This is a genomic window from Luteibacter sp. RCC_6_2, from assembly GCF_041360655.1.
Lineage (GTDB): Bacteria > Pseudomonadota > Gammaproteobacteria > Xanthomonadales > Rhodanobacteraceae > Luteibacter.
On sequence record NZ_JBFUPQ010000004.1, the window covers coordinates 230,138 to 252,348 of the forward strand.

The following is a 22,211-nucleotide window of genomic DNA, read 5'->3' on the forward strand; positions in this document are numbered from 1 at the left end:
AGCATTACGGCGTGGTCGAGACCTGCTTGTCGTCGGGGTCCTTCAGTTCCGGCACGCGGATATCGACGAACGAGGTCGAGCGCAGTTCGCGCAGGTAGTTCTCGTAGGCCTCATCCGCCTTGCGGTTACCGATGGCCTGACGGGCCTGGTCACGCTGGAGCTGATCGGTGAGATCGCTCTGACGGGTGCCGAGACGCTGCAGCACGATCCAGCCCGCATCGGTCTGGATCGGGTGCGACACCTCGTTGTCCTTCAGCTGATCGACCTGGGCGGCGATGGCCTGGCCCCAGGCGTCCTTCACGAACCAACCCATGTCGCCGCCGTTGTTCGCCGTGGTGTTGTCCTTGGACTCATCCTTGGCGACCTTGGCGAAGTCTTCCTTCTTGTCGACGACGCGGGTGTAGATGTCCTGGGCCTTTTTCTCGGCCTGTTCCGGCGTGACGATCTCGGAAGGCTTGATGAGGATCTGGCGGGCGTGGTACTCGGTGACGATCTGCCGGCCCGGCTGGCGGGTTTCCACCAGCTTCAGGATATGGAAGCCGGTCGGGCCGCGCAGGGCCGGCGTGTTCTCGCCCGCCTTCAGCGACGACACGGCGTCGGCGAACGCCGGCGGGACTTCGTCGAGGCGCCGCCAGCCGAGGTCGCCGCCATCGAGGGCGTCGGGGGCATCGGAGTAGCGAATGGCCGCGGCGTTGAAATCCATGCCGCCCTGGATCGCCTTGATCGCTTCCTCGGCCTTCGTCTGCGCCTGCGCGATGTCGCTGGCGCCGCCGCCGGCCGGGGTGCTGATCTGGATATGCGCGAGGTGGACTTCGCCGGCCTTGTAGGTCGGGCTGGCCAGCAGGTTGTTCACTTCGGCGTCGGTGACCGTGACCTGGTCGCGGACGATGCTCTCGTGCAGCTTCTGCGCGACGATCTGGTCGGACAGCTGCTGGCGGAAGGCGGCATAGCTGTAGCCGTCCTGCTCGACCGCCGCGCGCAGCTGGTCGAGGCTCATCTTGTTCTGCTGGGCCACGTTGCCGGCGGCCTGGTCCACGTCCTGGTCGGACACGCGGATGCCCTGGTCGTTGGCACGCTGGACCTGCAGCTTCATGAGGACCAGGCGGTCGAGCACCTGGCGGGCCAGGACGTCCTTGGGCGGAAGCTGGGCCGGATTCGATGCGTACTGCCGCACGATGGCGTTGATCGCCTCGTCGAGCTCGCTCTGCAGGATGACGTCTTCTTCCACGACCGCGACGATGCGGTCGAGCGAGCCGTTGCCGACGCTCGCGCCTTGCGACGGCTGGGCCGAAGGCATCAACTGGGCCTGGGCGGGAGGCACGGCCACGAGCAGGGAAGTGGCGAGCAGGGAGTACGCGAGGATCTGCTTCATCGAATAGGGAGCCCGGGGCGCCTGCCCCATTTATTGATAGCCAAGGATAGCACGCCGCAGGTATTGGCCCGATTGCGGGTTGAGCGAGCCAATGCCCTTGAATTCCACCTCGAACATGATCGCGTTGGCCGTGGAACGGGTGTAGTCGTGTACGTAATGGCGGCCGAGTATGCGGATGGCTACGCAGCAGCTGTCGTATTCGACGCCCGCGGCCGCCTCGAGCGTCCGGTGCGAGAACGTGAAGGTATTGAAGGTGCCGACGCCGGTGACGGTGGTGGGCAGGATGTCGCGACGGGCGTACACCCACCGTGCCAGCGCGCGCCAACGATCGGACACCGGAAAGACCACCGAAGTGTCGAATTGTTCCATCACGTTGCGGCGGTACCGGTACGAGAAGTTGAGGATGCCGTCGCCCTTGATCCGGCGCTGCAGCTGGATCGTCGCCAGGTCCGTGTCACGGCCCTGCTGGAAGGCCTGGCCATCCTCGTTCAGGTACGGGCTGGGCTTCTTGTTCGGGTTCCACTGGTAGGAGCTGTTCAGGCGCCACTTGTCGTTGAACTGGATGCCGAGTTGGGCGATATAGTCCGACCGGCTGAAGTCGGTCGGCAGGACGCCGGGCATCTGCACTTTCTGGTCGCTGAAGTACTTGATCTGGCCGACGCTGGCCGACAACCGCTCCACGCCGTTGTCGTCGAGCAGGCGCGTGGTCAGGGCCGCGGTCAGGTTATTGGCGTCCATCTGGCGGTCGGCGCCGGAGAACCGGTTGGTCGTGAACAGCTGCCAGAAGTCGAACGACATCTCGTTGGTGTCGAACGTCGGCAGGTTGGTCTGGTTCCGGTACGGCACGTACAGGTAGTAGAGGCGCGGCTCGAGCGTCTGTGTATAGGTGTTGCCGAACAGGCTGGTCTGCTTGTCGAAGATCAGGCCGGCGTCGACGCTGCCGATGGGCAGGGAGCGCGACGGGCTCTGTTCGGCATAGTTGAAGTGCTGGTAGTCGGAATCGAGCCGGTACGCCGTGTAGCGATACTCGACGCGCGGCCGGACGAACCACGACGCGCCGGAGAAGTCGGCGGCGAGGAAGGGGGCGATGTCGAGACGGTTGCCGTCGACCTGGCCGGGGAAGCCCGGTGAGATCGGCGCGGGATCGCTCTTGCGGAAAGCCACCGCCTCGGTGTCGACGCCGGCATCGAGCCAGCTGTTGAGCGGCGTGTCCAGGTTGAACGTGGCGCGCGGCCAACGGCGGTACGGCTCGACGTAGTTGGGCAGGCCCGCGTCGACGTTCTGGTAGTCGTCCGCGCCGATGGCGGCACTCCAGTACTTGCCTCCGGTGTGGACGTAGGCGCTGGACGTAAGCAGGCCCGTCGCCGATGAGTAGAGGTCGTTGCTGAAATCGCGGAAGTACTGGTTGTCCGAGGCCCGGTTGATGTTCGCCGACAAGGTCCAGCCCTTCGCGATCGTCGTCGAATTGGCGATCTGCAGCAGCCAGCGCTGGGTCGAGCCGTCGCGGTCGCTGGTACCGCTGATGTCGTCGTCCGGGCCCTTGTCGTGCGGCATGTACTGGAAGTCGAACGTGCCGTTGGACCGCGGCAAGAGATAGCGGAACTCACCGCCGAGCATGGCGCCGCGGTCGGAGTAGTAGCCCGGCGTGATCGTCGCGTCGTAGTTCGGCGCGAGGTTCAAATAATAGGGCAGGTTGAGGAAGGTGCCCGAGTGGCTCGACGAACCGAAGGTCGGATAGAGGAAGCCGCTCTTGCGCCGGTCGTCCAGCGGGAACGTGAAGTAGGGCAGGTACATGAACGGCACGTTCTTGTAGCGCATGGTCGCGCTGCGCGCCGTGCCGACGCCCGTTTCCTTGTTCAGGTTCATCGTCTTCGCACGGAACTCCCACTGGTGGTTGCCCACGTCGCAGGTGGAGTAGGTGGCGAGGGTGAAACGGCCGTGCTGCGGGTCCATCACCTTGGCGTGGTCGGCCACGCCGTTGCCGCGCGATTGCAGCAGCTGGTAGCGGACATGGTCGGCATCGCCCTGGTTGGGCGTGGTCGTACCGGTCATCCGGTCGGCGGACACCAGCATGCCCGCTTCCTGATAGCGGACATTGCCGCGAGCGTCGTAGGCCGTGGAATCGGAGTTGTAGGTGACGTCGTCGGCGCGCATCACCTGGTCGGCGCGCTCCAGGCGCACGCCGCCGGTCATGTGGTAGAGGTTCGGTTCGGGGCTCTCGACCTTGATGCCGCCGGTGTCGCCATCGAGGCCCGAGTGGATGTCGGTGACCGCGGTGTCGCGCAGCGTACTGTCCTTGGTGATGCCCGGCTCGTAGAAATCGAGCATCGCATTGGGACGGCAGAGTACGTAGCTGACCGGCCTCGGCGGGCAGACGAACGAACCCAGGGCGCAGGTTTCCGCCGGCGTCGGCGCGTTAGCGCGGCTTTCCCCCTGGGTTGGCGCGGCCGTCTGGGCCGATGCGTCCCAGGCGGCGCCCGAAACGATGAGGGCGACGGCGGTCGCCAGCAGGCGGCGTTTAGGCAGGATGCTGATGCGTGACGTCACAGGCTCGGTCTTGTCCGTTCGAAAGGCCGCCAACTTAGCAGAATCGCCAACCCCACCGCACGATGGCACGTCGCCCATGAGCATGATCCCTCGAAGGATGCGGCGGCGATCGCCGCACCGGCCGGACGAGCTTACACCGCCGGATCAGCCGCGCGGACGGCGTTCGTGCTGCCAGAGCACCTCACCGTGGCCGCTACGGCGGGCCAACACGCGGGCGATGACGAAGAGCAAGTCTGAAAGCCGGTTCAGGTAGCGCTGCGCTTCTGGACGCACCTCCTCGACCCGGCCGAGGGCGACCACCTCGCGCTCGGCCCGGCGGCAGACCGTGCGGGCCAGGTGACAGGTGGAAGCGGCCATGCCGCCGCCGGGCAGGATGAAGTCCTTGAGCGCGGGAAGGTCGGCGTTGAAGGCATCGAGCACCGTCTCGAGGCGGTCGATGTCCCGTGCCTGGACCATCGCCATGCCCGGAATGCACAGTTCGCCGCCCAGGTCGAACAACTCGTGCTGTATCTGGACGAGGGCCTCCCGGATGTCGTCGTCCACGCCATCGGAGGCCATGACCATGCCGATGGCGCTGTTCAGTTCATCCACGGTGCCATAGGCCGCGACACGGAGGGAGTCCTTGCGGGTGCGGCTGCCATCGCCCAGGCCGGTGCTGCCGTCGTCGCCGGTGCGTGTATAGATCTTCGAAAGTCGATTGCCCATCGGGCCATTCTATCGGGGTGCATCATCGCTGCGGCAGGGGGCCGCAGGATCGGCGCCTTCACCCGGCGAGGGTATGATCCGCGGATGAGCCCGTCCGAACCCATCCTCATCGTCGGCGGCGGCCTGGTCGGCGCCAGCCTCGCCATCGCGCTAGACACCGCCGGCCGGCCCGCTGTCCTCGTCGAAGCATCCGCGCCGCGCGTGGGCGAGCAGCCCAGCTACGACGAGCGCAATCTCGCCCTTGCCCGTGCGACCGTGAACGGCCTGGAGGCCATTGGCGTGTGGGACCTGGCCCGGCACCGGGCCACGCCGATCACGCATATCCACACGAGCCGTGCCGGCGACTTCGGCAGTGTTCGCATGGATGCCGCCGCCGAGGGCGTCGACGCCCTCGGCTGGACCTTGCCGGCACGGGAACTCGGCGCGGCCTTGCTCCAGCGGCTGGAAACATGCCGGCACCTGACTCGCCTGGCGCCCGCAAGGGTCGAGGCCATCGAGCCGGTCGACGGTGGGTGGGCGGTCACCATCGCCTCGGATGGGCAGCGGCGTCGCCTGGAGACACCGTTGCTGGTCGGGGCGGATGGCACGGCGTCCGGCGTTCGCGCGCAGCTGGGCATCGGCACCCGCGAGCACGATTACGGGCAGGCCCTGTTCGTCAGCACGATGACGCCAGGGCGGGACCCTGCGGGCCGCGCATTCGAGCGCTTCACCGACGAGGGGCCCGTCGCGGTCCTGCCGCTCGCCGAGCGGCGCATCGGCGTGGTGCTGACCGTGCCCGCCGAACGCGCCGACGAGGTGTCGGCCATGGATGATGCAGCCTTCCTGGCCCTTGCCCAGGAGCGTTTCGGTTGGCGCCTCGGCCGCCTGGGCCGCCCGGGCAAGCGCTCGCCCTATCCGATTCGCCGGGTCGCCGCGGAATCCCTGACGGCACCCCACGCGGTGCTGGTCGGCAATGCCGCACAGACGGTGCATCCCATCGGGGCACAAGGGTTCAACCTCGGCCTGCGCGATGCGCTGACCCTGGCCGAGTTGGTGGTGGCCGCCGACGACCCCGGTGCCTCCACCCTGCTTGACGAATATGTACGCCGGCGCACGCCGGATCGCGAGGGGACGATGGCGATGAGCCATGGCCTCGTGCGCCTGGCCTGCCTGGACCAGCCCTTGCTGGGGCCGTTGCGTTCGCTCGCCATGCTCGCGCTCGATCGCGTGCCGCCGCTGCGTCACGCCCTGAGCCGGCGCGGCATGGGGTTCCGCGCGAACGCGCCTTTCGCCGTGCGGGAGAAGACGCCGTGAGCGATATCCGGACCAACCCCGTGTCATCGCGCCGGCGTGGCGGTGATCTCCTCGACGTGGCCGTGGTGGGCGGTGGCATGGTCGGCGCGGCGGCGGCGCTGGCCCTGGCTCGCGCCGGTTTCTCGGTGGCGCTGGTCGACGCGCGCGAACCCGCTCCCTGGGCCGCCGCGGACGAGGTGGACCTGCGCGTGGTGGGTCTCGCCCCGTCGTCCATCGGCCTGCTCGATGCGCTGGGGGTATGGACATCCATCCAGGCCGCGCGTGCGTCGGCCTATGAACGCATGGTCGTATGGGATGCGGAGAACGGCGCCACGATCCGTTTCGACGCCGCCGACGAAGGGCGTGACGTGCTCGGCTACATCGTCGAGAACGGGCTCGTGCAGGCGTCGCTCTGGCACGCGTTGGACGATGCCGGGGTGCGCCGTATCGTTCCCGCCGAGGTGGTCGCGTATGCGACGCGCGACGATCGGGCCCAACTGGACCTGGCCGATGGACAAGTCGTTGCCGCCCGCCTGGTCGTCGCCGCGGATGGCGCGGAGTCGCCATTGCGCACGATGGTGGGTATCGGTACGCATGGGCGCGACTATGCCCAGCGCGCGGTGGTCGCGCATGTGGAGACGGCGCGTCCGCATGAGCGGACGGCGTGGCAGCGGTTCCTGCCGACAGGCCCGCTGGCGCTCTTGCCGCTCGCCGATGGGCGCAGTTCCATCGTCTGGTCGTTGCCGGATGCCGAGGCGGCGCATGTGCTGGCGCTCGATGACGACGGCTTCCGCGACGCCCTCGGCGTAGCCAGCGACTTCCGCCTGGGGCCCATCGGCAAGGTCAGCCGCCGTGCCGCCTTTCCCCTGCGCCTGAAGCTCGCCGACCGGTACGAAGCGGAGCGGCTGGTCCTCCTCGGCGATGCCGCCCATGCGGTCCATCCGCTGGCGGGGCAGGGCGTCAACCTCGGCCTGCGCGACGTGGCCGAACTCCGAGACACCCTGGTCGAGGCACGCGAAGCGGGCCGCGATATCGCCGCCGCGCACGTGCTGCGCCGCTACGCACGCCGTCGCCGGAGCGCGGACGGGCTCGATGCCTGGTCGTTCGACGCCCTGGAGCGCGTCTACGGATGGAAGGCGATCCCGCTGGTCGCCGTGCGAGGCGTGGGGGTGCGCCTGCTCGATGCGTTCGGGCCTCTGAAACGAAAGCTGGCCCGGCACGCCGCAGGACTCTGAGGGCGGCTGCCACATTCCCTCGCCCGGGGAGGACGCCTATGCTTGGCGAACCTTCCATGGGAGCCACGCCGATGCGCCGTTCGCTGCTTGCCTTGTCCTTGCTGGTCCTGGGTCACGTCGGTGCCGCCTCGGCGGCGATGGTCGCCAAGCCGGTGCAGTGGACCGACCACGGAGTGACCTACAAGAGTTTCCTCGTGTATGACGATGCGGTCGCGACCAAGCGGCCCGGCCTGCTCATGGTGCCCAACTGGTTCGGGGTGAATGACATGGCGGTGGCTAAGGCCAAGGAGATCGCGGGGAAGGACTACGTGATCCTGTTGACCGATATGTACGGCGGCGGCACGCGGCCGACATCGGAAGCCGAGGCGTTGGCCGCCGTGAAGCCGCTCTATGCGGATCGCAAGGTGATGCGGCTGCGCGTATCGCGGGCATTCGAAGAGTTGAAGGCGCAGGCGAAACACGCGCCCATCGATACGGCGAAGCTCGCCGCGATCGGTTTCTGTTTCGGTGGCTCGGCCGTACTCGACCTCGCCCGTGCCGGCGCGGACGTCGCCGCGGTGGTCAGTTTCCACGGCCTTCTCTCGACCGACGATCCCAAGCTTGCGTCGAACATCCACGCGAAAGTGCTGGCGCTCAATGGGGCCGACGATGCCAACGTCCCCGCCGAACAGCGCGCCGCGTTCGAGGCGGAGATGCGTGACGCGAAGGTGGACTGGGCCTCCGAGGACTTCGGCGGCGCGGTGCACTGCTTCACCGAGAAGGAAGCGACGGCGGCGACGGGCAATTGCCGTTACGACGCGAAAGTCGCCGGCCGTGCGTACGCCGCCATGCGGTCCTGGCTGAGCGAGGCGTTCTAGAAGCGCCTTTCGACCGAGTAATCAGCCAGTGCCGCGAGCGCGTCGCGGTAAGCGGACGCCGGCAACTCGGCGAGCGCCTCGCGTGCCGCCGTGGCGTGTGCCACGGCTTTTTCGTGCGTGCGCTCGATCGCGCCGGAGTCGCGTATGGCGGCGACGATGCGATCCAGTGAATCGAGCCCGCCGTGCTCGATCGCGTGCCGCAGCGATTTCAGCTGGTCGGCGTCCGCCACCTGCATCGCGTAGATCAGCGGCAGGGTGGGCTTGCCTTCGGCGAGATCATCGCCGATGTTCTTGCCGAGCGTCTCCGCATCGGACACGTAGTCGAGCAGGTCGTCGGCGATCTGGAACGCGTAGCCGAGTTCCATGCCGTAGCGGCGCAGCGCGGCGACCTGCGTCTCCGGCAAGCCGCCCAGCACGCCGCCGAGTTCGGTGGCCGCCGCGAACAGCACGGCCGTCTTCCGTTCGATCACGGCGAGGTATGCGTTTTCGTCGACGTCGGCGTTGCCGATATTCAGTAGTTGCAGCACCTCGCCTTCGGCGATGGTGTTGGTGGTGTCGGCGAGGATGCGCATGATCCGCATGTCGTCCAGTTCCACCATCAGCTGGAACGAGCGCGAGTAGAGGAAGTCGCCCACCAGCACACTGGCGGCATTGCCCCAGAGGGCGTTCGCCGTCTTGCGCCCGCGACGCATGTCGGACTCGTCGACGACGTCGTCGTGCAGCAGGGTGGAGGTATGGATGAACTCGACGATCGCCGCCAGCTTGGCGTGCTGCTGCCCGTGGTAGCCCGCGGCGCGCGCCGCCAATACATGGAGCATCGGGCGAAGGCGTTTGCCGCCGCCGGCGATGATGTGATCCGCGATGCGGTTGATCAGGACGACATCCGATGAGAGCCGGTGGCGGATCAGTGCATCGACCTCCTTCATGTCTTCCGCCGCCAGGGCACGGACGCCAGCGAAATCGAGGGGGGTGGAGCGAGCGGCGATGGATGACATGGACCAGGGTCGTGTGTGGCAGGTGGATCGCATTATAGGGGCAGCCCGGTCCATTCCGTGTCCATGGCTCCGTGGCAGCCTCGTTCCAGGTGGGAGGGACATGCATCGTCCTTCACCTTCGCCGGCTGGGGTGGGGCGCTCACGAACGCCGAGGGGCGAGTCCGCGGGATGCCGCTGAAGGGGCATTTTTTTCAGAATTTACGTATCGCAACGGGGGTTTGGGATACGCAGACTTTCTGGGCGCGCCGACGATTCCATCGTTGGCACGCCATCCCTTTTCCAGGAAGCCGCCATGTATAGAAAACGTAGCGCCATCGCCTTGCTCGCCACGGCCCTCATCGTCTCCGCCCCCCGTTCCCATGCGGCGAACGACGGCATCATCGACATCACCGGCCGCATCGTCGCCACGACGTGCCAGGTGGACGGAAAGCCTCCTGGTGGCGGCGCGGTGAAGGCCGTGGCCCTGGGCAGCATCAGTGCGGGTGCGCTGGCCAAACTCGGCGATACGGCCGGAGACCGGGGCTTCGTCATCCGTATCGGCGGCAACGACGAATGCGCCAACGACATCACGGCCAAGATCCGTTTCGACCCCGCGAGCCCGGCGCTGGATCGCACCACGGGCCGTCTCAACGTCGACGCTGGCGACACCGCGGCCACGAACGTACAGATCCAGATGACGAACCAGGACGGGACGCCCATCAACATGTACACCGAGGACTCCCAGGGCGTGAAGGTGACGGACCACGTCGCCGAGATCGGCCTGATCGCACGCTACTACAGCATGGGCGGTGTCACGAGCGGCACGGCCGCCTCCAGGGTCGGCTTCCAGGTGGTCTACAACTAAGCAGCCCGTGCAGTGGTTGCCGGCCGGGCCGTCGTGCCCGGTCGGCTCATGGAAGCGAGACGAAGGATTCCCTCATGTTTCGAACGAAGCCGACGATCCTGGCCATCGTCCTGGCGCTGTGTGGCACATCGACGGCGAATGCAGCCGTCGTCATCGGTGGTACGCGAGTGATCTTTCCCGCACAGGCCCGCGACGTATCGCTGCGCCTGGAAAACAAGGGTGGCGATCCGGCGCTGGTCCAGGTCTGGGTCGACGATGGCGACGAGCGCTCCACGCCCACGAGCGCGCACGCGCCGTTCGCCATCACGCCGCCAGTATTCCGTATCGATCCCGGCAACGGTCATGCCCTGCGTATCGTGCACGTAGGTGACGGCATGCCCAGCGACAAGGAAGTGCTCTACTGGCTCAACGTATTGGAGATCCCACCCAAGGCGTCGGACGTCGAAGGCAAGAACGTGCTGCAATTCGCCTTCCGTCATCGCCTGAAGCTCTTCCACCGGCCGAAGGGTCTTCCGTCGTCTCCGGACCGCGCGGCGGCGGCCTTGCGGTGGTCGATCGAGCGGGGCGCGAATGGGTCGTCGCTAAAAGTCGTGAATCCCTCGCCCTATCACGTCTCCTTCAACGCGGTCGACTTGCATGCAGGAGCCGATTCGCCCGTGTCGCTGGGCGGTGGAATGGTGGCTCCGGGCGCGTCGTTCGGGTTTCCGCTGTCGAAGGACAAGGCCAGCTTCGATACCGCCAAGGTCGCTTTCGTGACCATCAACGATTTCGGAGCCACGGTCCGTGGTTCCGCAGCGGTGGACCGGTGAGCGGGGAACGCGCATGCCGGTTGCCGTCAATGGGCGATGCCATGAGGGATTGCCGTCACGCTTCGTGGTCTCGCGGAGCATCGCCCTTGCCGGATGCCTTGCCATGGGATGCGCGGTTCATGCGCAAGAAACGCCCGAGGTGGAATTCGATGCCGCCTTCCTTCCCGTGGAGGAGCGTTCGACGCTCGACCTGTCGCGTTATTCACATGGCAATCCCGTGCTGCCGGGGAGCTACGAAGTGGACATCTGGATGAACGGCGAATGGCAGGTGCGCAAGAACGTCCGCTTCGAGTCGAAGACAGGTCGCGCGGACGCCACGCCATGTATCGCGCATGACGAACTCTTGTCATTCGGTCTCTCCCTGGATGTACCGGCGATGCCTGTGGATGACCCATGTCGGTCGATCGGCGAGCGCATCGATGCCGCTACGTCGCGGCTCGACATTGGCGAGCAGCGTCTTTACATCGAAGTGCCGCAGGCGGCGATGATGCGTCGTTCGAGTGCTGCGGTTCCGCCCGCTCAATGGGATCAAGGTATCGATGCGGGATTGCTTGCGTGGCGTACGAACGTTCGCCACGTGTCTTCCGCGAACCGCCGCCGTACCTCGGCTTTCGTAGGCGCCGACGCTGGCCTGAACCTAGGCGCCTGGCGCGTGCGCCATGCCGGCGCATGGTCGGGCCGGCGCTATCGCAGCCGATACGGCTTCGTGGAACGGCAGTTGGGAGCGTGGCGATCGCAGCTGCGTGTCGGTGACATCGCGCCGGCCGACGATTTGTTCGCACCTTTGCGGTTGCGCGGGCTCAGTGTCGCCAGCGACGCACGCATGTCCGTCGATGCATCGGCCGGTTATACGCCGCGGGTAACGGGAACGGCAGCCAGCCATGCGACGGTCAGGGTGACGCAGAACGGCATGCTGCTGCGCGAGTTGACTGTTCCGCCGGGAGCCTTCGTGATCGACGATTTGCACGCCGCGGGGCGTGGCGGCGACATCGAGGTGGACGTACTTGAAAGCGATGGTGTCCACCGGACCTTCCGAATACCTTTTTTCCCGGTACCCGAACTTCTGCGCGAAGGGCATACGGGCTACGCGCTCAGTGCCGGCCAGGCCCTGCTGGGGCGCGGACGTGCCGTGTCGCTGGTCCAGGCGAGTTGGCGGCATGGATTTCCACACGACACCACCTTGTATACCGGCTGGCGGCAATGGCCACACCAGGCATCGGTGGTGTTGGGTGGGGCGGTCGATACCCTGGCGGGGGCCCTCGCCATGGATATCACCCATTCCGCATTTCAGAACGGCCGGAATGGACGATTGTGGCGCCTGCGCCACGGCAAACAATGGCGGGACGGGACCCTGGTCTCGCTCAGCTTGGCGCGTGGCCGGGAAACCTCGCTGCCCACGCCGCCCACTGACAGGAGCCGTCTCGCATCGATGCGCCGTACCGATCTGGTTGCCCAGCGGGATCTCGGCGATGAGCGTGGTTCGCTGAGCGCGAGCATCAGTCACGTTTCGCGAAAGCGTGATGGAGGCACGACGGTCGATCATGCGATGTCATGGACCCGCGGTTGGCGGGGCGCCACGATGGATCTCTCCCTGCGCAGATCGCGTCACGATACGACGGGGCAATGGACGCTCTCGGTACCGCTCGGTACGCCGGCGTCGTCGACGAACTTGCATGCATCGCTGCTCGGCGAACGTTCGGGTGGCGCTCGTATCGGTGTCAGCGGAAGCGTGGGTGACGATGGGACGCTTTTGTACGGCGCAGCGCTGGCTGGGCACCGCCACGAAGGGCAGCGGCTCGACGCATCCTTGACCAAGGCGCTGCCGATGGGGGAGGTCTCCGCGAGTATCGAGCGCACCGATTCCGTACGGGGCGGCTCCCTATCGGCAGCGGGAGGCGTCGTGTTCCATGCCGGCGGCATCACGTTGGCACAACGCCTGGGAGAAGCGACCGCCCTGGTTCGGGCCCGGGGAGCCGGCGGAGCCCGTGTGGGAGCCGGCCCGGGTATTCGTATCGATCGCAGCGGCCATGCTGTTGTCTCCCACCTCACCCCCTTCCGCTGGAACAGCGTCGATCTCGATCCTTCGGGCCTGCCGTTGGACGTTGCCCTGGCGTCTACCCATCGGCGCGTGGCACCGACATCGGGTGCCGTGGTCCTCGTTCCATTCGTGACGGACGTGGCTACGACCTTCCTTGTGACCGCGGCTTTCGCCGATGGCACCCCCCTGCCATTCGCGGCTGAAGTGGTCGATGACGGGGGCCGCTCCGTGGGTGTCATCGGCCAGGCGGGCCGTGTCTTCCTGCGCGGGAAGGACGCCGGCGGCCGCTGGACGGTGCGCTGGGAGGGAATCGGGGGCCGGTGCGACCTGCAGTTGCTTACCACGACGAAAACCGCCGCCGGCGACGTCCGGCACATTGGAGTATGTAAATGAACAAGATCAGGACGCACGCCCGGGGACGCCTTTTGACGACCACGGTCCTCGCCATGGGCATGGCCACCATCGTCCACGCCGAAGATAGCCTCGATTTCGAGGTGCAAGGGGCGGTGACCCCTTCCTGCGGCCTCGCGCTCAGCCGCGTCCGAATCGACCTGGATACGGTGGCGGCGTCCGAGTTGGGTGCCGTGGGCGATGGCAGCCGTTGGCGTGAGGCCAGTTTCACCGGGGTGGACTGCATAGGGGCGACCAAAGCCAGCGTCACGATGCGTGCCGCGGCCCACCCGGCCGATCCCCGTTATATCGCTCCCGTGGGTGGGGCCGAGGGGGTGGCCATCGAGATGCGCACGGCGGACGGCCAGTCCCTGCCACCCGACGGCTCTTCGCCGGTGGAATTCAGCTGGATGGGCGGTGTTCCGGCGCTTGCCTTCCAGGCCCGCTATATACGCGTGGGTCCGCTCAAGGCCGGGGACGCCGTTGCCACGGCCCTGGTCCAGATCCAGTGGGAGTGAGCCCCGGCCCTACGGGGCTCGCTGGACTCCGCCGTCACCCTACGGTTTGCCCTCCGCGCGCCCTTCGACCAAACTAGCCGGTCCGACCCGCAGCCCCCCGCCTCCGCGCCGGCTCGCTATCATGGGCGGGAAAGACACGCATACGAGGGAAATCCATGGCACGTGGCATCAACAAGGTCATCATCGTCGGCAATCTCGGCGCGGACCCGGAAACCCGTTACACCGGTAGCGGCACGGCGATCACGTCCTTGCGCATCGCCACGTCCGAAGCCTGGACGGACAAGCAGTCCGGCGAGAAGCAAGAGCGCACCGAATGGCACCGGGTGAAGCTCTTCGGCAAGCTCGCGGAAATCGCGGGCGAATACCTGAAGAAAGGCCGCCAGGTCTACATCGAGGGCTCGCTGCGCACCGACAAGTACACCGACAAGGATGGCGTCGAGCGTTATTCGACCGACATCATCGCCAACGAGATGCAAATGCTCGGTGGTCAGGGCGGCGGTGAAGGCGGCGGTTTCGCCGGTGGCCAGGGCGGCGCTCGCCCGCAGCAGTCGCGCGGCAACTTCGGTGGTGGCGCAGGTGGCGGCGGCGGTGGCCAGCAACGCGGCAACTTCGGTGGTGGTGGTGCGCGTGGCGGCGACGATTATGGTCAGCCGCGAAGCGGCAATGCCCCGCAGCGCTCGGCTCCGCCGGCCAACGAAGGTTTCGACGACGACGATATTCCGTTCTGATTTGCATCATCTTTCATATCGTCGCGTTTGATCAAAAGGCCATGATTCTTCATGGCCTTTTTTTACACGGCTCAAGTTGGGCGAATGGGTATGGGCATTGGAACTATGGATGCCTTGAAAAATGCGAGCGATGCGTCGCCGGATTAGTGCCGAATTGCCGTTGAAAAGCACGGCGAAGCTTCTGTTCGCTGCCATAGCCCGATTGTACGGCGATGGTCTTCAGGGGCAGGTCCGTTTCCTCCAACACGCGGCACACCGCCTCGAGCCGCATCAACTCGACCGTCTTGGCAGGCGTGCGTCCCACCTTGGCAGCATAGATCCGCGCGAAGGTCCGTGGCGCCATGTTCGCGCGCTCCGCCAGCCGCATGACGGACAGGTCCATCGCGAGGTTTGCGGCCATCCATGCGTGAAGCTCGACAAAGCTATGATCTCGTGTCTGCATGGCCAGGGGCGCGCTGAATTGCGACTGGCCGCCCGCGCGTTTCATGAACACGACCATCTGCCGGGCGGCATCGATCGCGACACGAGGGCCATAATCCTGCTCGATCAATGCAAGTGTGAGGTCGATGCCCGAACTCACGCCGGCTGACGTCCAGAGGTTGCCGTCCCGAATGAAGATACTGTTCGAATCGATATCCAGCGCTGGGTGCCGGTGCCGCAGTTTGTCGATCCACGCCCAATGCGTCGCTACCCGTCGGCCGTCCAGCTGGCCAGCCGCCGCGAGCAGGAACGCACCGGTACAAACGGAGCAAAGCCTGCGCACCGAGCCGGCTCGCGCGGCAATGAAATCACGCAACGCAGGCGTGACCTCGAATTCGTCGCCTGGACAACCTCCCGGCGCGATCAGCGTGTCGATCGGTCTGTTCGCCAGTGATGAGACCGGGATGGTGACCACGGGCAAGCCCGATCCGGTAATGACCGGGCCGCCCTGTTCCGACGCCACAACCGTGTCATAACGCGGCGGCGCACCGGGCTCCGTGCTCCGGTTAGCCGTGGTCAGCGCCTGCAGCGGTCCGGCAAGATCAAGCAGGTTCATCCCGTCATAGGCGAGAAGCACCACTGGCAACGGTCGTTGCGGCTGCGCGCCGCTATCGGCGTCGATCGATTCTCCAGCCAGGGTCGGTAAAGCTGTCGAAGTCATCGGTCCGCCTTCAGGTCGCCCCAAGGATATTCCATGCCGAGCGCGGACAGACGCGCGGTGCGGCTTCCATAGCGCTGGGCGATCAGATCAAAGGTAGCAGGCAGCGCCGTGCCGGCAGGGGCGGACTCGGCCAACGCGATGCGTACGTCGGGAGTTACGGACGAAGCTGCCTGTGTCTGCACACGCAGGCCGCCGCGCATCCTTACCGGGCTGGCCGTATCGGAGACAATATGTACCTTGTCGCGCATCGTGCGCGACCAAGCCTCCGCTTGCAGTGACAGCGCCACCTCGTCGTCACCGTCGCGCACCTTCAACGTCACGACATCGGCGTGCTTGAGGCGCATGTTGGCGCTGTGCACGGCGAGGTCCGTCAGACGTACCTTGAACACGTCGCTGTCATGCGCGGCGCTCCATGACTCGACACCCAGGCGGTCGGCGCTCGCACGCGCGACCTGCGGCCCTGCGATCGTCTCGACCAGTGCCAGACTGATCGGCAGCGCGGCCGAAACGCCGGCACTGGACGCGACATCGCCGTCGGCCACGTAGCGCAGGTTCGTGAGCCAAGTGACCTGCGGATAGTGCTTCCGACGATCTTTCAGGGAGGACCAGTGGCCGGTAGCACGGCGGCCATCGAGCGCGCCGATCTCCGCCAGGAGTTCGACGCCGTCGCAGATCGACACCAATGCAGCCCCATGCGCGTGCTGCGTACGCAGCCAGGCCGATTCCTCGGCATGCTTGTCCGCCGTTGCCGGCACGATCACATAGTCGGCGCCGTCGGGATAGGCGCGATCGAACGCGGCGGCGTTCATGTCGGGTAGCAGGGTGACGGCGCCGGCCGTCAGCGGACCGTCCGTCATGTTCACGGCGATCACCTTCGCCGCTCCAGACTGTGACAGCACGCCGTACGGCACGACGAAGTCCGACAGGACGGCCTTGTCCTGGGCGACTACGACCACCACGGGGAGTGTGCCCGGGTGCTTAGGGACATGGGCGATCTGCAAGCCCCCAACCGGAGCATTCTGAGGCTGTGGCGTCGACGACGAGTGAGCGGCGGCGGCCGGTCCGCCAGTGGCCACGAGACTGGCGAAGGTGAGAAGGAGGGTGCGCGAGCTGAGGACCATGGTGAAATCCAGTGTGGTTGTGTGGTCCTCACCATCCACTGGATCACCTTTGGCTCAAAGGTCAATCTTCTTTCATTTTCTGCCAAGCGAGGAGCTTCCTCCTCCGGCCTTCGCAATCGTCTTCCAAAACGCTGCGAGCAATGACGGATTTTTTGCCTTTCGGCGTAAGCTTCGCCAATAACGCCGCGCCGATAAAGCCAAAATCGCCACTACCGGGCAGGCCCGTGTGTCCGGACTCCTTCCCCCGAGGCCCCATCCCGATGAACAGCAAGAAAGGCGCGACCCTGCTCCTCTCCGCCGCGATCCTCTTCGGAGGCGCCCTGGCCGGCGGTTCAGCCCTGGCGGCGACCCCTGTGCGAAACATCGTCCTGGTCCACGGCGCGTGGGCGAACGGGGGTGGCTGGAAGCCGGTCTACGACATCCTGGTGAAGAAGGGCTATCACGTGTCGGTCGCGGAACACCCGCTGACTTCGTTCGCCGATGACGTGACCGCCGTCAAGCGCATCGTCGACATGCAGGACGGCCCGACCATTCTCGTGGGACACAGCTACGGCGGCGCGATCATCACCGATGTCGGCAACGATCCGAAGGTGGTGGGCCTGGTCTACATCGCCGCCCACGCGCTCGACCAGGGAGAGACCGAAGTGGCCAACGGCAAGCGCTTCCCCAGCGCCACCAGCCAGACCAAGGACATCAAGAAGACCGCGGACGGTTTCCTTTATCTCGACCCCGCGAAATACCCCGCCGATTTCGCCGCCGACCTTCCGCCGCAGCAAGCCACCTTCGAAGCGAACGCCCAGGGTTTCACCGCGGCGTCGGTGTTCGACACGCCCGCCGGTCATCCCGCCTGGAAGGACAAGCCGAGCTGGTACGCCGTGGCGACGTCCGACAAGATCATCAATCCCGACCTGGAGCGCATGTACGCCAAGCGTGCGCAGAGCCATACGATCGAGGTGAAGGGCGCCAGTCACTCGGTCTATCAATCACGCCCGAAAGAAGTGGCGGCACTGATCGAGCAGGCCGCCACCCAAGCCACTCCGTGACGGAGTGGCGCTGGATCAGTGCGCGGCGCCGTGCAGGGAGTGCTTAAGGTCGCGCATCTGGTCGTGCCCGCTCTTCACCGTGACGTAGGCTTCGTTGATCAGCGAGCGTGTGCCCGCGGTCACGTCGTTGTCTTCCAGGGCGTGCTCGTACTTCGCCTTGATGTGGTCCTCGCCGCGCTCGACCTCGTCGACGATGGCGGTGTCGTCCCTGGAACTCATCTTCGAGCGAAGTTCCACGAACATGCGATGTGCCTTGGCCAGGACGGAGCCGTCGTCCTCCGGCTTGCCGCCGAGCGAACTGACCTGTTGCTGCAGGCGGCGCGCGAGCTGGCGGCGCTCGGCCGCGCGTTGCTGGAACGAGGCCGCATAGCGGGTATTTCCGGCATCTTTCGCCGCCTCGCCATAGCCTTCGGCGCTGTCGATGGTGGTTTCGATCAGGGTATTGAGAACCTTGATGTCATGGTCGGTGCTTGTCATGGTCGTCGACTCCTCGTGAGCGGCAGGATCGTTCGCAGGGAGCACGAGCTTCGCGGCCCCGGGGTGTACGGAAGCGTGAAAGGCGCGTCGCGCCGGCGACGACGACCGCCTTTCGTTCATGCCCCGCCGGTGCATACTCCTGTTCACACAGGTTGCACGGGAGAGCATCCATGACATCCAATCGTCGCGCCCTGGTCACGGGCGCATCGGCCGGTATCGGCGAGGCTTTCGCCCGCGAACTCGCCCGCCGCGGCCATGACCTCGTGCTGACGGCACGCCGGGCCGACCGCCTAGAAGCGCTGGCCAAGGAACTGCGTGAACGCCATGCCGTCGAGGCGGTCGTCGCACCGCTGGACCTCGCCCGGCCGGACGGTCCGGAGGCGCTGGTGGCGGCGCTCGATGCCCAGGGTTTGTCGATCGACGTGCTGGTGAACAATGCCGGTTACGGCGTCACCGGTTATTTCGACGAGCAGCCGTGGCCGGCGCATGCGGCGTTCATCCAGGTATTGATGACGGCACCCACCGAATTGGCGTATCGCTTATTGCCAGGCATGAAGGCGCGTGGTTATGGCCGGATCGTCAACGTCGCCTCGCTCGCGGGCCACGTGCCCGGTTCCGCAGGCCACACGCTGTATGCGGCGTCGAAGGCCTACCTGATCAAGTTCTCGCAATCGCTGGCGCTGGAAGGCAAGGGCACCGGCGTGCACACCACCGCGGTCTGTCCTGGTTTCACCTATTCCGAATTCCACGATGTCACCGGTTCCAGGGAACTGGTCTCGAAGATGCCCGGCTTCATGTGGATGGATGCGCAGACGGTCGCCCGGCAAGGGCTGGACGCGGTGGAGGCGGGCAAGGCCGTGTACGTGAACGGACGGGTGAACAGGGCCATCAAGGGTCTTTTCAAGCTGATGCCGGACAGCCTGGCCCTGAAGATGGTGGAGCGGCAGGGCCGGCGTTTCCGGGCGGGGCCGCACAACGCCTGACCCACCCATGACCTCTGGCATAGGCCCCAGCGTCCGCCGGGGGCTAGCCTCGTCCGGTTTGCGGCGCTTTCCGCGCCGCCCTGCCGTCACGGGGACCATCGATGTCGATCACACGCAACGCGGCGCTTTCCGGCGCCGTCCTCCTCGGGCTGATCGGGGCCTCCGCCGCCTCGGCCCAGACCGTCACCACGGACGATTACCGGCGCGCGGACTCGTTCCTCGCCAATAACACCATGCCGCTGGTGGACCACTCGGTCCAGCGCGTGACCTGGATCGACGATGGCCATTTCTGGTATCGCGACCACGACAAGGATGGCGACCAGTTCATGAAGGTGGACGCCGCCACCGGCGAGGCCACGCGCGCGTTCGATCGCGACAAGGTGGCCGCGGCCCTCTCCGCCGCCACCGGCAAGAAGGTCGACGCGAGCAAGCTGCCCGTCACCGGTTTCGTCGTCCGCCCGGACGATGGCCTGGACATCACGTCGCACGGCAAGCGGTACGTTTGCGACAAGGCCGTGGGCAAGTGCGAGCTCGCCGCGGTGAAGAAGGACACCAACGGCAAGGCCTATGGCGACGAGCCCGGCCTGAAGTCGCCGGACGGCAAGTCCGAGGCCTTCATCCGCGACTGGAACCTGTGGGTACGCGACATCGCCACGGGTACGGAAACGCAGCTGACCACCGATGGCGTCAAGGATTACGGCTACGCCACCGACAACGCGGGTTGGAAGCACACTGACGAGGCCATCCTGGTCTGGTCGCCTGATTCGAAGAAGATCGCCACCTTCCAGCAGGACCAGCGCAAGACCGGCGAGATGACCCTCGTCGGCGTCAACGTCGGCCATCCGAAGGTCGACACCTGGAAGTACCCGTTGCCTGGCGACAAGGACGTGACGATGATCGAGCGCGTCGTCATCGACGTGCCGACGAAGAAGGTCGTCCGCTTCAAGATGCCACCCGACCAGCACCGCTCGACGATCTGCGACGACGTTTCGTGCAGCCCGGGCGTGTGGGACGACGTGCGTTGGGCCGACGATGGCAAGAGCATCGCTTTCGTTTCCACCGCGCGCGACCACACGCATGAATGGTTCCGCGTGGCCAACCCGGAAACGGGTGATGTCCGCACCGTATTCGACGAAAAGGCGAAGACCTATTTCGAAGGCGGCAACGACATGGCCAACTGGCAGTACGTGCCGGAAACCGACCAGGTGATCTGGTTCTCCGAGCGGAGCAACTGGGGCCACCTGTACATGTACAGCCTCAAGACCGGCAAGCTCGAACAGCAGATCACCAAGGGCGACTGGAACGTCACCCAGGTGCTGCATATCGATCCGAAGACGAAGACGATCTGGTTCCGTGGCGTGGGTCGCGAGAAGGGCGTCGATCCGTACTACCAGCAGTTCTACAAGGTCGGCTTCGATGGCAAGGGCCTGACCCTGCTCACGCCTGAAAACGCGGATCACAGCGTGTCGATGTCGAAGGACGGCACGTACTTCTTCGACTCGTACTCGACGATCGACACGCCGCCGGTCGCCGTGGTGCGCCGCTCCGATACCGGGGCCACGGTGAAGGAGATCGCCCGCGCCGATATCTCGCGCCTGAAGGCCAAGGGCTGGGTGCCGCCCACCGCGTTCACGGTGAAGGCGCGCGACGGCAAGACCGACCTCTACGGCCAGATGTTCAAGCCGACGAACTTCGATCCGTCGAAGAAGTATCCGCTGGTGGTCTACATCTATCCGGGTCCGCAGACCGGCTCGGTGCGTACGCGCAGCTTCATTCCCTCGCATGGCGACAACCAGGCATTGGCCGAACTGGGCTTCGTCGTGGTGGCCGTCGACGGCATGGGTACGCCGTGGCGCTCGAAGGCCTTCCACGACGCCTACTTCAAGAACATCGGCGACAACACGCTGCCCGACCAGGTCGCGGCGGTGAAGCAGCTGGTGCAGAAGTACTCCTGGCTCGACGGCGATCGCGTCGGTATCTGGGGCCATTCCGGCGGCGGCAACGCCACCGCCACCGCCATGTTCCGTTACGCCGACGTGTTCAAGGTCGGCATCTCGGAATCGGGCAATCACGACAACCGCAACTACGAAGACGATTGGGCCGAGAAGTGGCAGGGCCTGCTGGTCACCGACAAGGACGGCAAGTCGAACTACGACGACCAGGCGAACCAGAAGTGGGCATCGGGCCTGAAGGGCCATCTGATGCTCGCCCACGGTACGTCCGACGACAACGTGCCGCCCTACGAGACCCTGCTGGTGGTGGAAGCGCTGATCAAGGCCAACAAGGACTTCGACCTGGTCATGATCCCCAACGCCCACCACGGCTATGGCGCAGCCACGCAGTACATGACGCGCCGCCGCTGGGATTACTTCGTGCGCTACCTGAAGGGCGAAACGCCTCCGAAGGAATTCGAGCTGACACCGATGACGCCCCCGGGCGGTTGAACCAAAAACCCCGCCCGGATGGCGGGGTTTTTTTTTCAGGCCGCGTAGGCCACGAACCGCATCGCCGCCGCGTTCATGCAATAGCGCAGCCCGGTCGGATCGGGGCCATCGTCGAACACGTGGCCCAGGTGCGCATCGCACCGCGCGCAGTTCACGGCGGTCCGCTCCTCGATCAGGCTGCGGTCGCTCTTCCCGGTGATGTTCCGCTTCGAGATCGGCTGGTAGAAGCTCGGCCAGCCGGTGCCCGAATCGAACTTGGTCGCCGAATCGTAGAGGGCCGTGTCGCAACAGATGCACCGGTAGATGCCATTGTCATGGCGATCCCACCCATCACCGGTGTAAGCCGGCTCGGTGCCATCATGGCGGGTGATGTAATACGACTTGCTGCTCAGCTTCGCCTTCCATTGCTCGTCGGTGAGGACGATGCGGGGCTCGACGCAGGTCCCCAGCGGTTTCTTGTCGTTGCCGAAGCAATCCAGCGTCACGTTGCCGCCCTCGGGCATGGGCGCGTCGGCCGCCATCGCGGGCCGGGTGGCGCGCAGGACGAAAGGCAGGGAAATCGACGCGGCCGCCGTGGCGGCCAGCACGCCGAGGAAACGACGACGATCGGGATCGGTACGCATACAGCCTCCGGAAGCGGGAAAAGGCGCCAGGGCGCCCTTTCCATGAGACCGGCGCCACCGCCGTCCGCT

19 protein-coding genes are annotated in these 22,211 nt (G+C 66.0%); 11 read left to right on the top strand and 8 right to left on the bottom strand.

Translation table 11 applies throughout. The features are described 5' to 3' along the window. Positions 1–4: 4 nt before the first annotated feature. The 3 genes from AB6730_RS05900 to AB6730_RS05910 form a co-directional block, all read right to left on the bottom strand. Positions 5–1,372 carry a peptidylprolyl isomerase gene (locus AB6730_RS05900; protein ID WP_371022719.1) on the bottom strand — a complete coding sequence of 456 codons (1,368 nt, stop codon included), beginning with the start codon at positions 1,370–1,372 and terminating at the stop codon, positions 5–7. A gap of 30 nt (positions 1,373–1,402) precedes the next feature. Then, positions 1,403–3,919, bottom strand: a complete 2,517-nt coding sequence (locus tag AB6730_RS05905) for an LPS-assembly protein LptD (protein WP_371022720.1) — start codon at positions 3,917–3,919, stop codon at positions 1,403–1,405. A 144-nt stretch (positions 3,920–4,063) separates the two neighbouring features. Continuing rightward, on the bottom strand, positions 4,064–4,624 hold the full coding sequence (locus AB6730_RS05910) for a cob(I)yrinic acid a,c-diamide adenosyltransferase (RefSeq protein ID WP_371022721.1): 561 nt from the start codon (positions 4,622–4,624) through the stop codon (positions 4,064–4,066). 84 nt (positions 4,625–4,708) lie between these two features. Between AB6730_RS05910 and ubiH the strand changes: the two genes are divergently transcribed. From ubiH to AB6730_RS05925, 3 genes are all read left to right on the top strand, one after another. Further along, entirely contained in the window at positions 4,709–5,917 is a 1,209-nt protein-coding gene (gene ubiH / locus AB6730_RS05915) for a 2-octaprenyl-6-methoxyphenyl hydroxylase (RefSeq protein ID WP_371022722.1), read from the top strand. Then, positions 5,914–7,131 carry an FAD-dependent oxidoreductase gene (locus tag AB6730_RS05920; RefSeq protein WP_371022723.1) on the top strand — a complete coding sequence of 406 codons (1,218 nt, stop codon included), beginning with the start codon at positions 5,914–5,916 and terminating at the stop codon, positions 7,129–7,131. The genes ubiH and AB6730_RS05920 overlap by 4 nt, the downstream gene beginning before the upstream one ends. A gap of 71 nt (positions 7,132–7,202) precedes the next feature. Beyond that, the gene (locus tag AB6730_RS05925) at positions 7,203–7,988 is read left to right on the top strand and encodes a dienelactone hydrolase family protein (protein WP_371022724.1); all 786 of its coding nucleotides are present in this window, start codon (positions 7,203–7,205) and stop codon (positions 7,986–7,988) included. Here AB6730_RS05925 and AB6730_RS05930 read toward each other — a convergent pair. Next, positions 7,985–8,983, bottom strand: coding sequence for a polyprenyl synthetase family protein (locus AB6730_RS05930; protein WP_371022725.1), 999 nt, complete (start codon positions 8,981–8,983; stop codon positions 7,985–7,987). The genes AB6730_RS05925 and AB6730_RS05930 overlap by 4 nt on opposite strands. 292 nt (positions 8,984–9,275) lie before the next feature. On the opposite strand from AB6730_RS05930, the gene AB6730_RS05935 reads away from it, so the two are divergent. From AB6730_RS05935 to ssb, 5 genes are all read left to right on the top strand, one after another. Next, the gene (locus tag AB6730_RS05935; protein ID WP_371022726.1) at positions 9,276–9,827 is read left to right on the top strand and encodes a fimbrial protein; all 552 of its coding nucleotides are present in this window, start codon (positions 9,276–9,278) and stop codon (positions 9,825–9,827) included. A 74-nt stretch (positions 9,828–9,901) separates the two neighbouring features. Then, positions 9,902–10,636 carry a molecular chaperone gene (locus AB6730_RS05940; protein WP_371022727.1) on the top strand — a complete coding sequence of 245 codons (735 nt, stop codon included), beginning with the start codon at positions 9,902–9,904 and terminating at the stop codon, positions 10,634–10,636. Positions 10,637–10,739: 103 nt separating this feature from the next. Then, positions 10,740–13,067 (top strand): fimbria/pilus outer membrane usher protein, encoded by a 2,328-nt coding sequence (locus tag AB6730_RS05945; RefSeq protein ID WP_371022728.1) that lies wholly within the window; start codon positions 10,740–10,742, stop codon positions 13,065–13,067. After that, positions 13,064–13,582, top strand: a complete 519-nt coding sequence (locus AB6730_RS05950) for a fimbrial protein (protein ID WP_371022729.1) — start codon at positions 13,064–13,066, stop codon at positions 13,580–13,582. The genes AB6730_RS05945 and AB6730_RS05950 overlap by 4 nt, the downstream gene beginning before the upstream one ends. Before the next feature lie 155 nt (positions 13,583–13,737). Then, positions 13,738–14,310 carry a single-stranded DNA-binding protein gene (ssb, locus tag AB6730_RS05955; RefSeq protein ID WP_371022730.1) on the top strand — a complete coding sequence of 191 codons (573 nt, stop codon included), beginning with the start codon at positions 13,738–13,740 and terminating at the stop codon, positions 14,308–14,310. Positions 14,311–14,413: 103 nt separating this feature from the next. Here the strand turns inward: ssb and AB6730_RS05960 are convergent, their stop codons facing one another. Next, complete coding sequence (locus tag AB6730_RS05960; protein WP_371022731.1) at positions 14,414–15,451, bottom strand: GlxA family transcriptional regulator; 1,038 nt, start codon at positions 15,449–15,451, stop codon at positions 14,414–14,416. Beyond that, positions 15,448–16,452 carry a DJ-1/PfpI family protein gene (locus AB6730_RS05965; protein WP_371022732.1) on the bottom strand — a complete coding sequence of 335 codons (1,005 nt, stop codon included), beginning with the start codon at positions 16,450–16,452 and terminating at the stop codon, positions 15,448–15,450. Before AB6730_RS05965 ends, AB6730_RS05960 begins: the two co-directional genes overlap by 4 nt. Positions 16,453–16,832: 380 nt before the next feature. Here AB6730_RS05965 and AB6730_RS05970 point away from each other — a divergent pair, with 380 nt between their 5' ends. Further along, positions 16,833–17,615, top strand: coding sequence for an alpha/beta hydrolase (locus tag AB6730_RS05970; RefSeq protein ID WP_371022733.1), 783 nt, complete (start codon positions 16,833–16,835; stop codon positions 17,613–17,615). A 15-nt stretch (positions 17,616–17,630) separates the two neighbouring features. Here AB6730_RS05970 and AB6730_RS05975 read toward each other — a convergent pair whose 3' ends face one another. After that, positions 17,631–18,092: a PA2169 family four-helix-bundle protein gene (locus AB6730_RS05975; protein WP_371022734.1), complete on the bottom strand. Its 462-nt coding sequence runs from the start codon at positions 18,090–18,092 to the stop codon at positions 17,631–17,633. A 170-nt stretch (positions 18,093–18,262) separates the two neighbouring features. Between AB6730_RS05975 and AB6730_RS05980 the strand changes: the two genes are divergently transcribed. Both AB6730_RS05980 and AB6730_RS05985 read left to right on the top strand, forming a co-directional pair. After that, a complete protein-coding gene (locus AB6730_RS05980) occupies positions 18,263–19,075 on the top strand; it encodes an SDR family NAD(P)-dependent oxidoreductase (RefSeq protein ID WP_371022735.1) in 813 nt (270 codons plus the stop codon). Between the two features lie 101 nt (positions 19,076–19,176). Beyond that, a complete protein-coding gene (locus tag AB6730_RS05985; protein ID WP_371022736.1) occupies positions 19,177–21,519 on the top strand; it encodes a DPP IV N-terminal domain-containing protein in 2,343 nt (780 codons plus the stop codon). Between the two features lie 35 nt (positions 21,520–21,554). On the opposite strand, the gene msrB is transcribed toward AB6730_RS05985, so the two are convergent. Then, positions 21,555–22,142, bottom strand: coding sequence for a peptide-methionine (R)-S-oxide reductase MsrB (gene msrB, locus AB6730_RS05990; protein ID WP_371022737.1), 588 nt, complete (start codon positions 22,140–22,142; stop codon positions 21,555–21,557). Between the last annotated feature and the right edge of the window lie 69 nt (positions 22,143–22,211).

Bases quoted from the DNA above. Each gene is read 5' to 3' on its own strand.
- AB6730_RS05900 (WP_371022719.1), bottom strand. From the start codon at position 1,372: ATGAAGCAGATCCTCGCGTACTCCCTGCTCGCCACTTCCCTGCTCGTG.
- AB6730_RS05910 (WP_371022721.1), bottom strand. From the start codon at position 4,624: ATGGGCAATCGACTTTCGAAGATCTATACACGCACCGGCGACGACGGC.
- ubiH (WP_371022722.1), top strand. From the start codon at position 4,709: ATGAGCCCGTCCGAACCCATCCTCATCGTCGGCGGCGGCCTGGTCGGC.
- AB6730_RS05925 (WP_371022724.1), top strand. From the start codon at position 7,203: ATGCGCCGTTCGCTGCTTGCCTTGTCCTTGCTGGTCCTGGGTCACGTC.
- AB6730_RS05930 (WP_371022725.1), bottom strand. From the start codon at position 8,983: ATGTCATCCATCGCCGCTCGCTCCACCCCCCTCGATTTCGCTGGCGTC.
- AB6730_RS05935 (WP_371022726.1), top strand. From the start codon at position 9,276: ATGTATAGAAAACGTAGCGCCATCGCCTTGCTCGCCACGGCCCTCATC.
- AB6730_RS05940 (WP_371022727.1), top strand. From the start codon at position 9,902: ATGTTTCGAACGAAGCCGACGATCCTGGCCATCGTCCTGGCGCTGTGT.
- AB6730_RS05945 (WP_371022728.1), top strand. From the start codon at position 10,740: ATGGGATGCGCGGTTCATGCGCAAGAAACGCCCGAGGTGGAATTCGAT.
- AB6730_RS05950 (WP_371022729.1), top strand. From the start codon at position 13,064: ATGAACAAGATCAGGACGCACGCCCGGGGACGCCTTTTGACGACCACG.
- ssb (WP_371022730.1), top strand. From the start codon at position 13,738: ATGGCACGTGGCATCAACAAGGTCATCATCGTCGGCAATCTCGGCGCG.
- AB6730_RS05960 (WP_371022731.1), bottom strand. From the start codon at position 15,451: ATGACTTCGACAGCTTTACCGACCCTGGCTGGAGAATCGATCGACGCC.
- AB6730_RS05970 (WP_371022733.1), top strand. From the start codon at position 16,833: ATGAACAGCAAGAAAGGCGCGACCCTGCTCCTCTCCGCCGCGATCCTC.
- AB6730_RS05975 (WP_371022734.1), bottom strand. From the start codon at position 18,092: ATGACAAGCACCGACCATGACATCAAGGTTCTCAATACCCTGATCGAA.
- AB6730_RS05980 (WP_371022735.1), top strand. From the start codon at position 18,263: ATGACATCCAATCGTCGCGCCCTGGTCACGGGCGCATCGGCCGGTATC.
- AB6730_RS05985 (WP_371022736.1), top strand. From the start codon at position 19,177: ATGTCGATCACACGCAACGCGGCGCTTTCCGGCGCCGTCCTCCTCGGG.
- msrB (WP_371022737.1), bottom strand. From the start codon at position 22,142: ATGCGTACCGATCCCGATCGTCGTCGTTTCCTCGGCGTGCTGGCCGCC.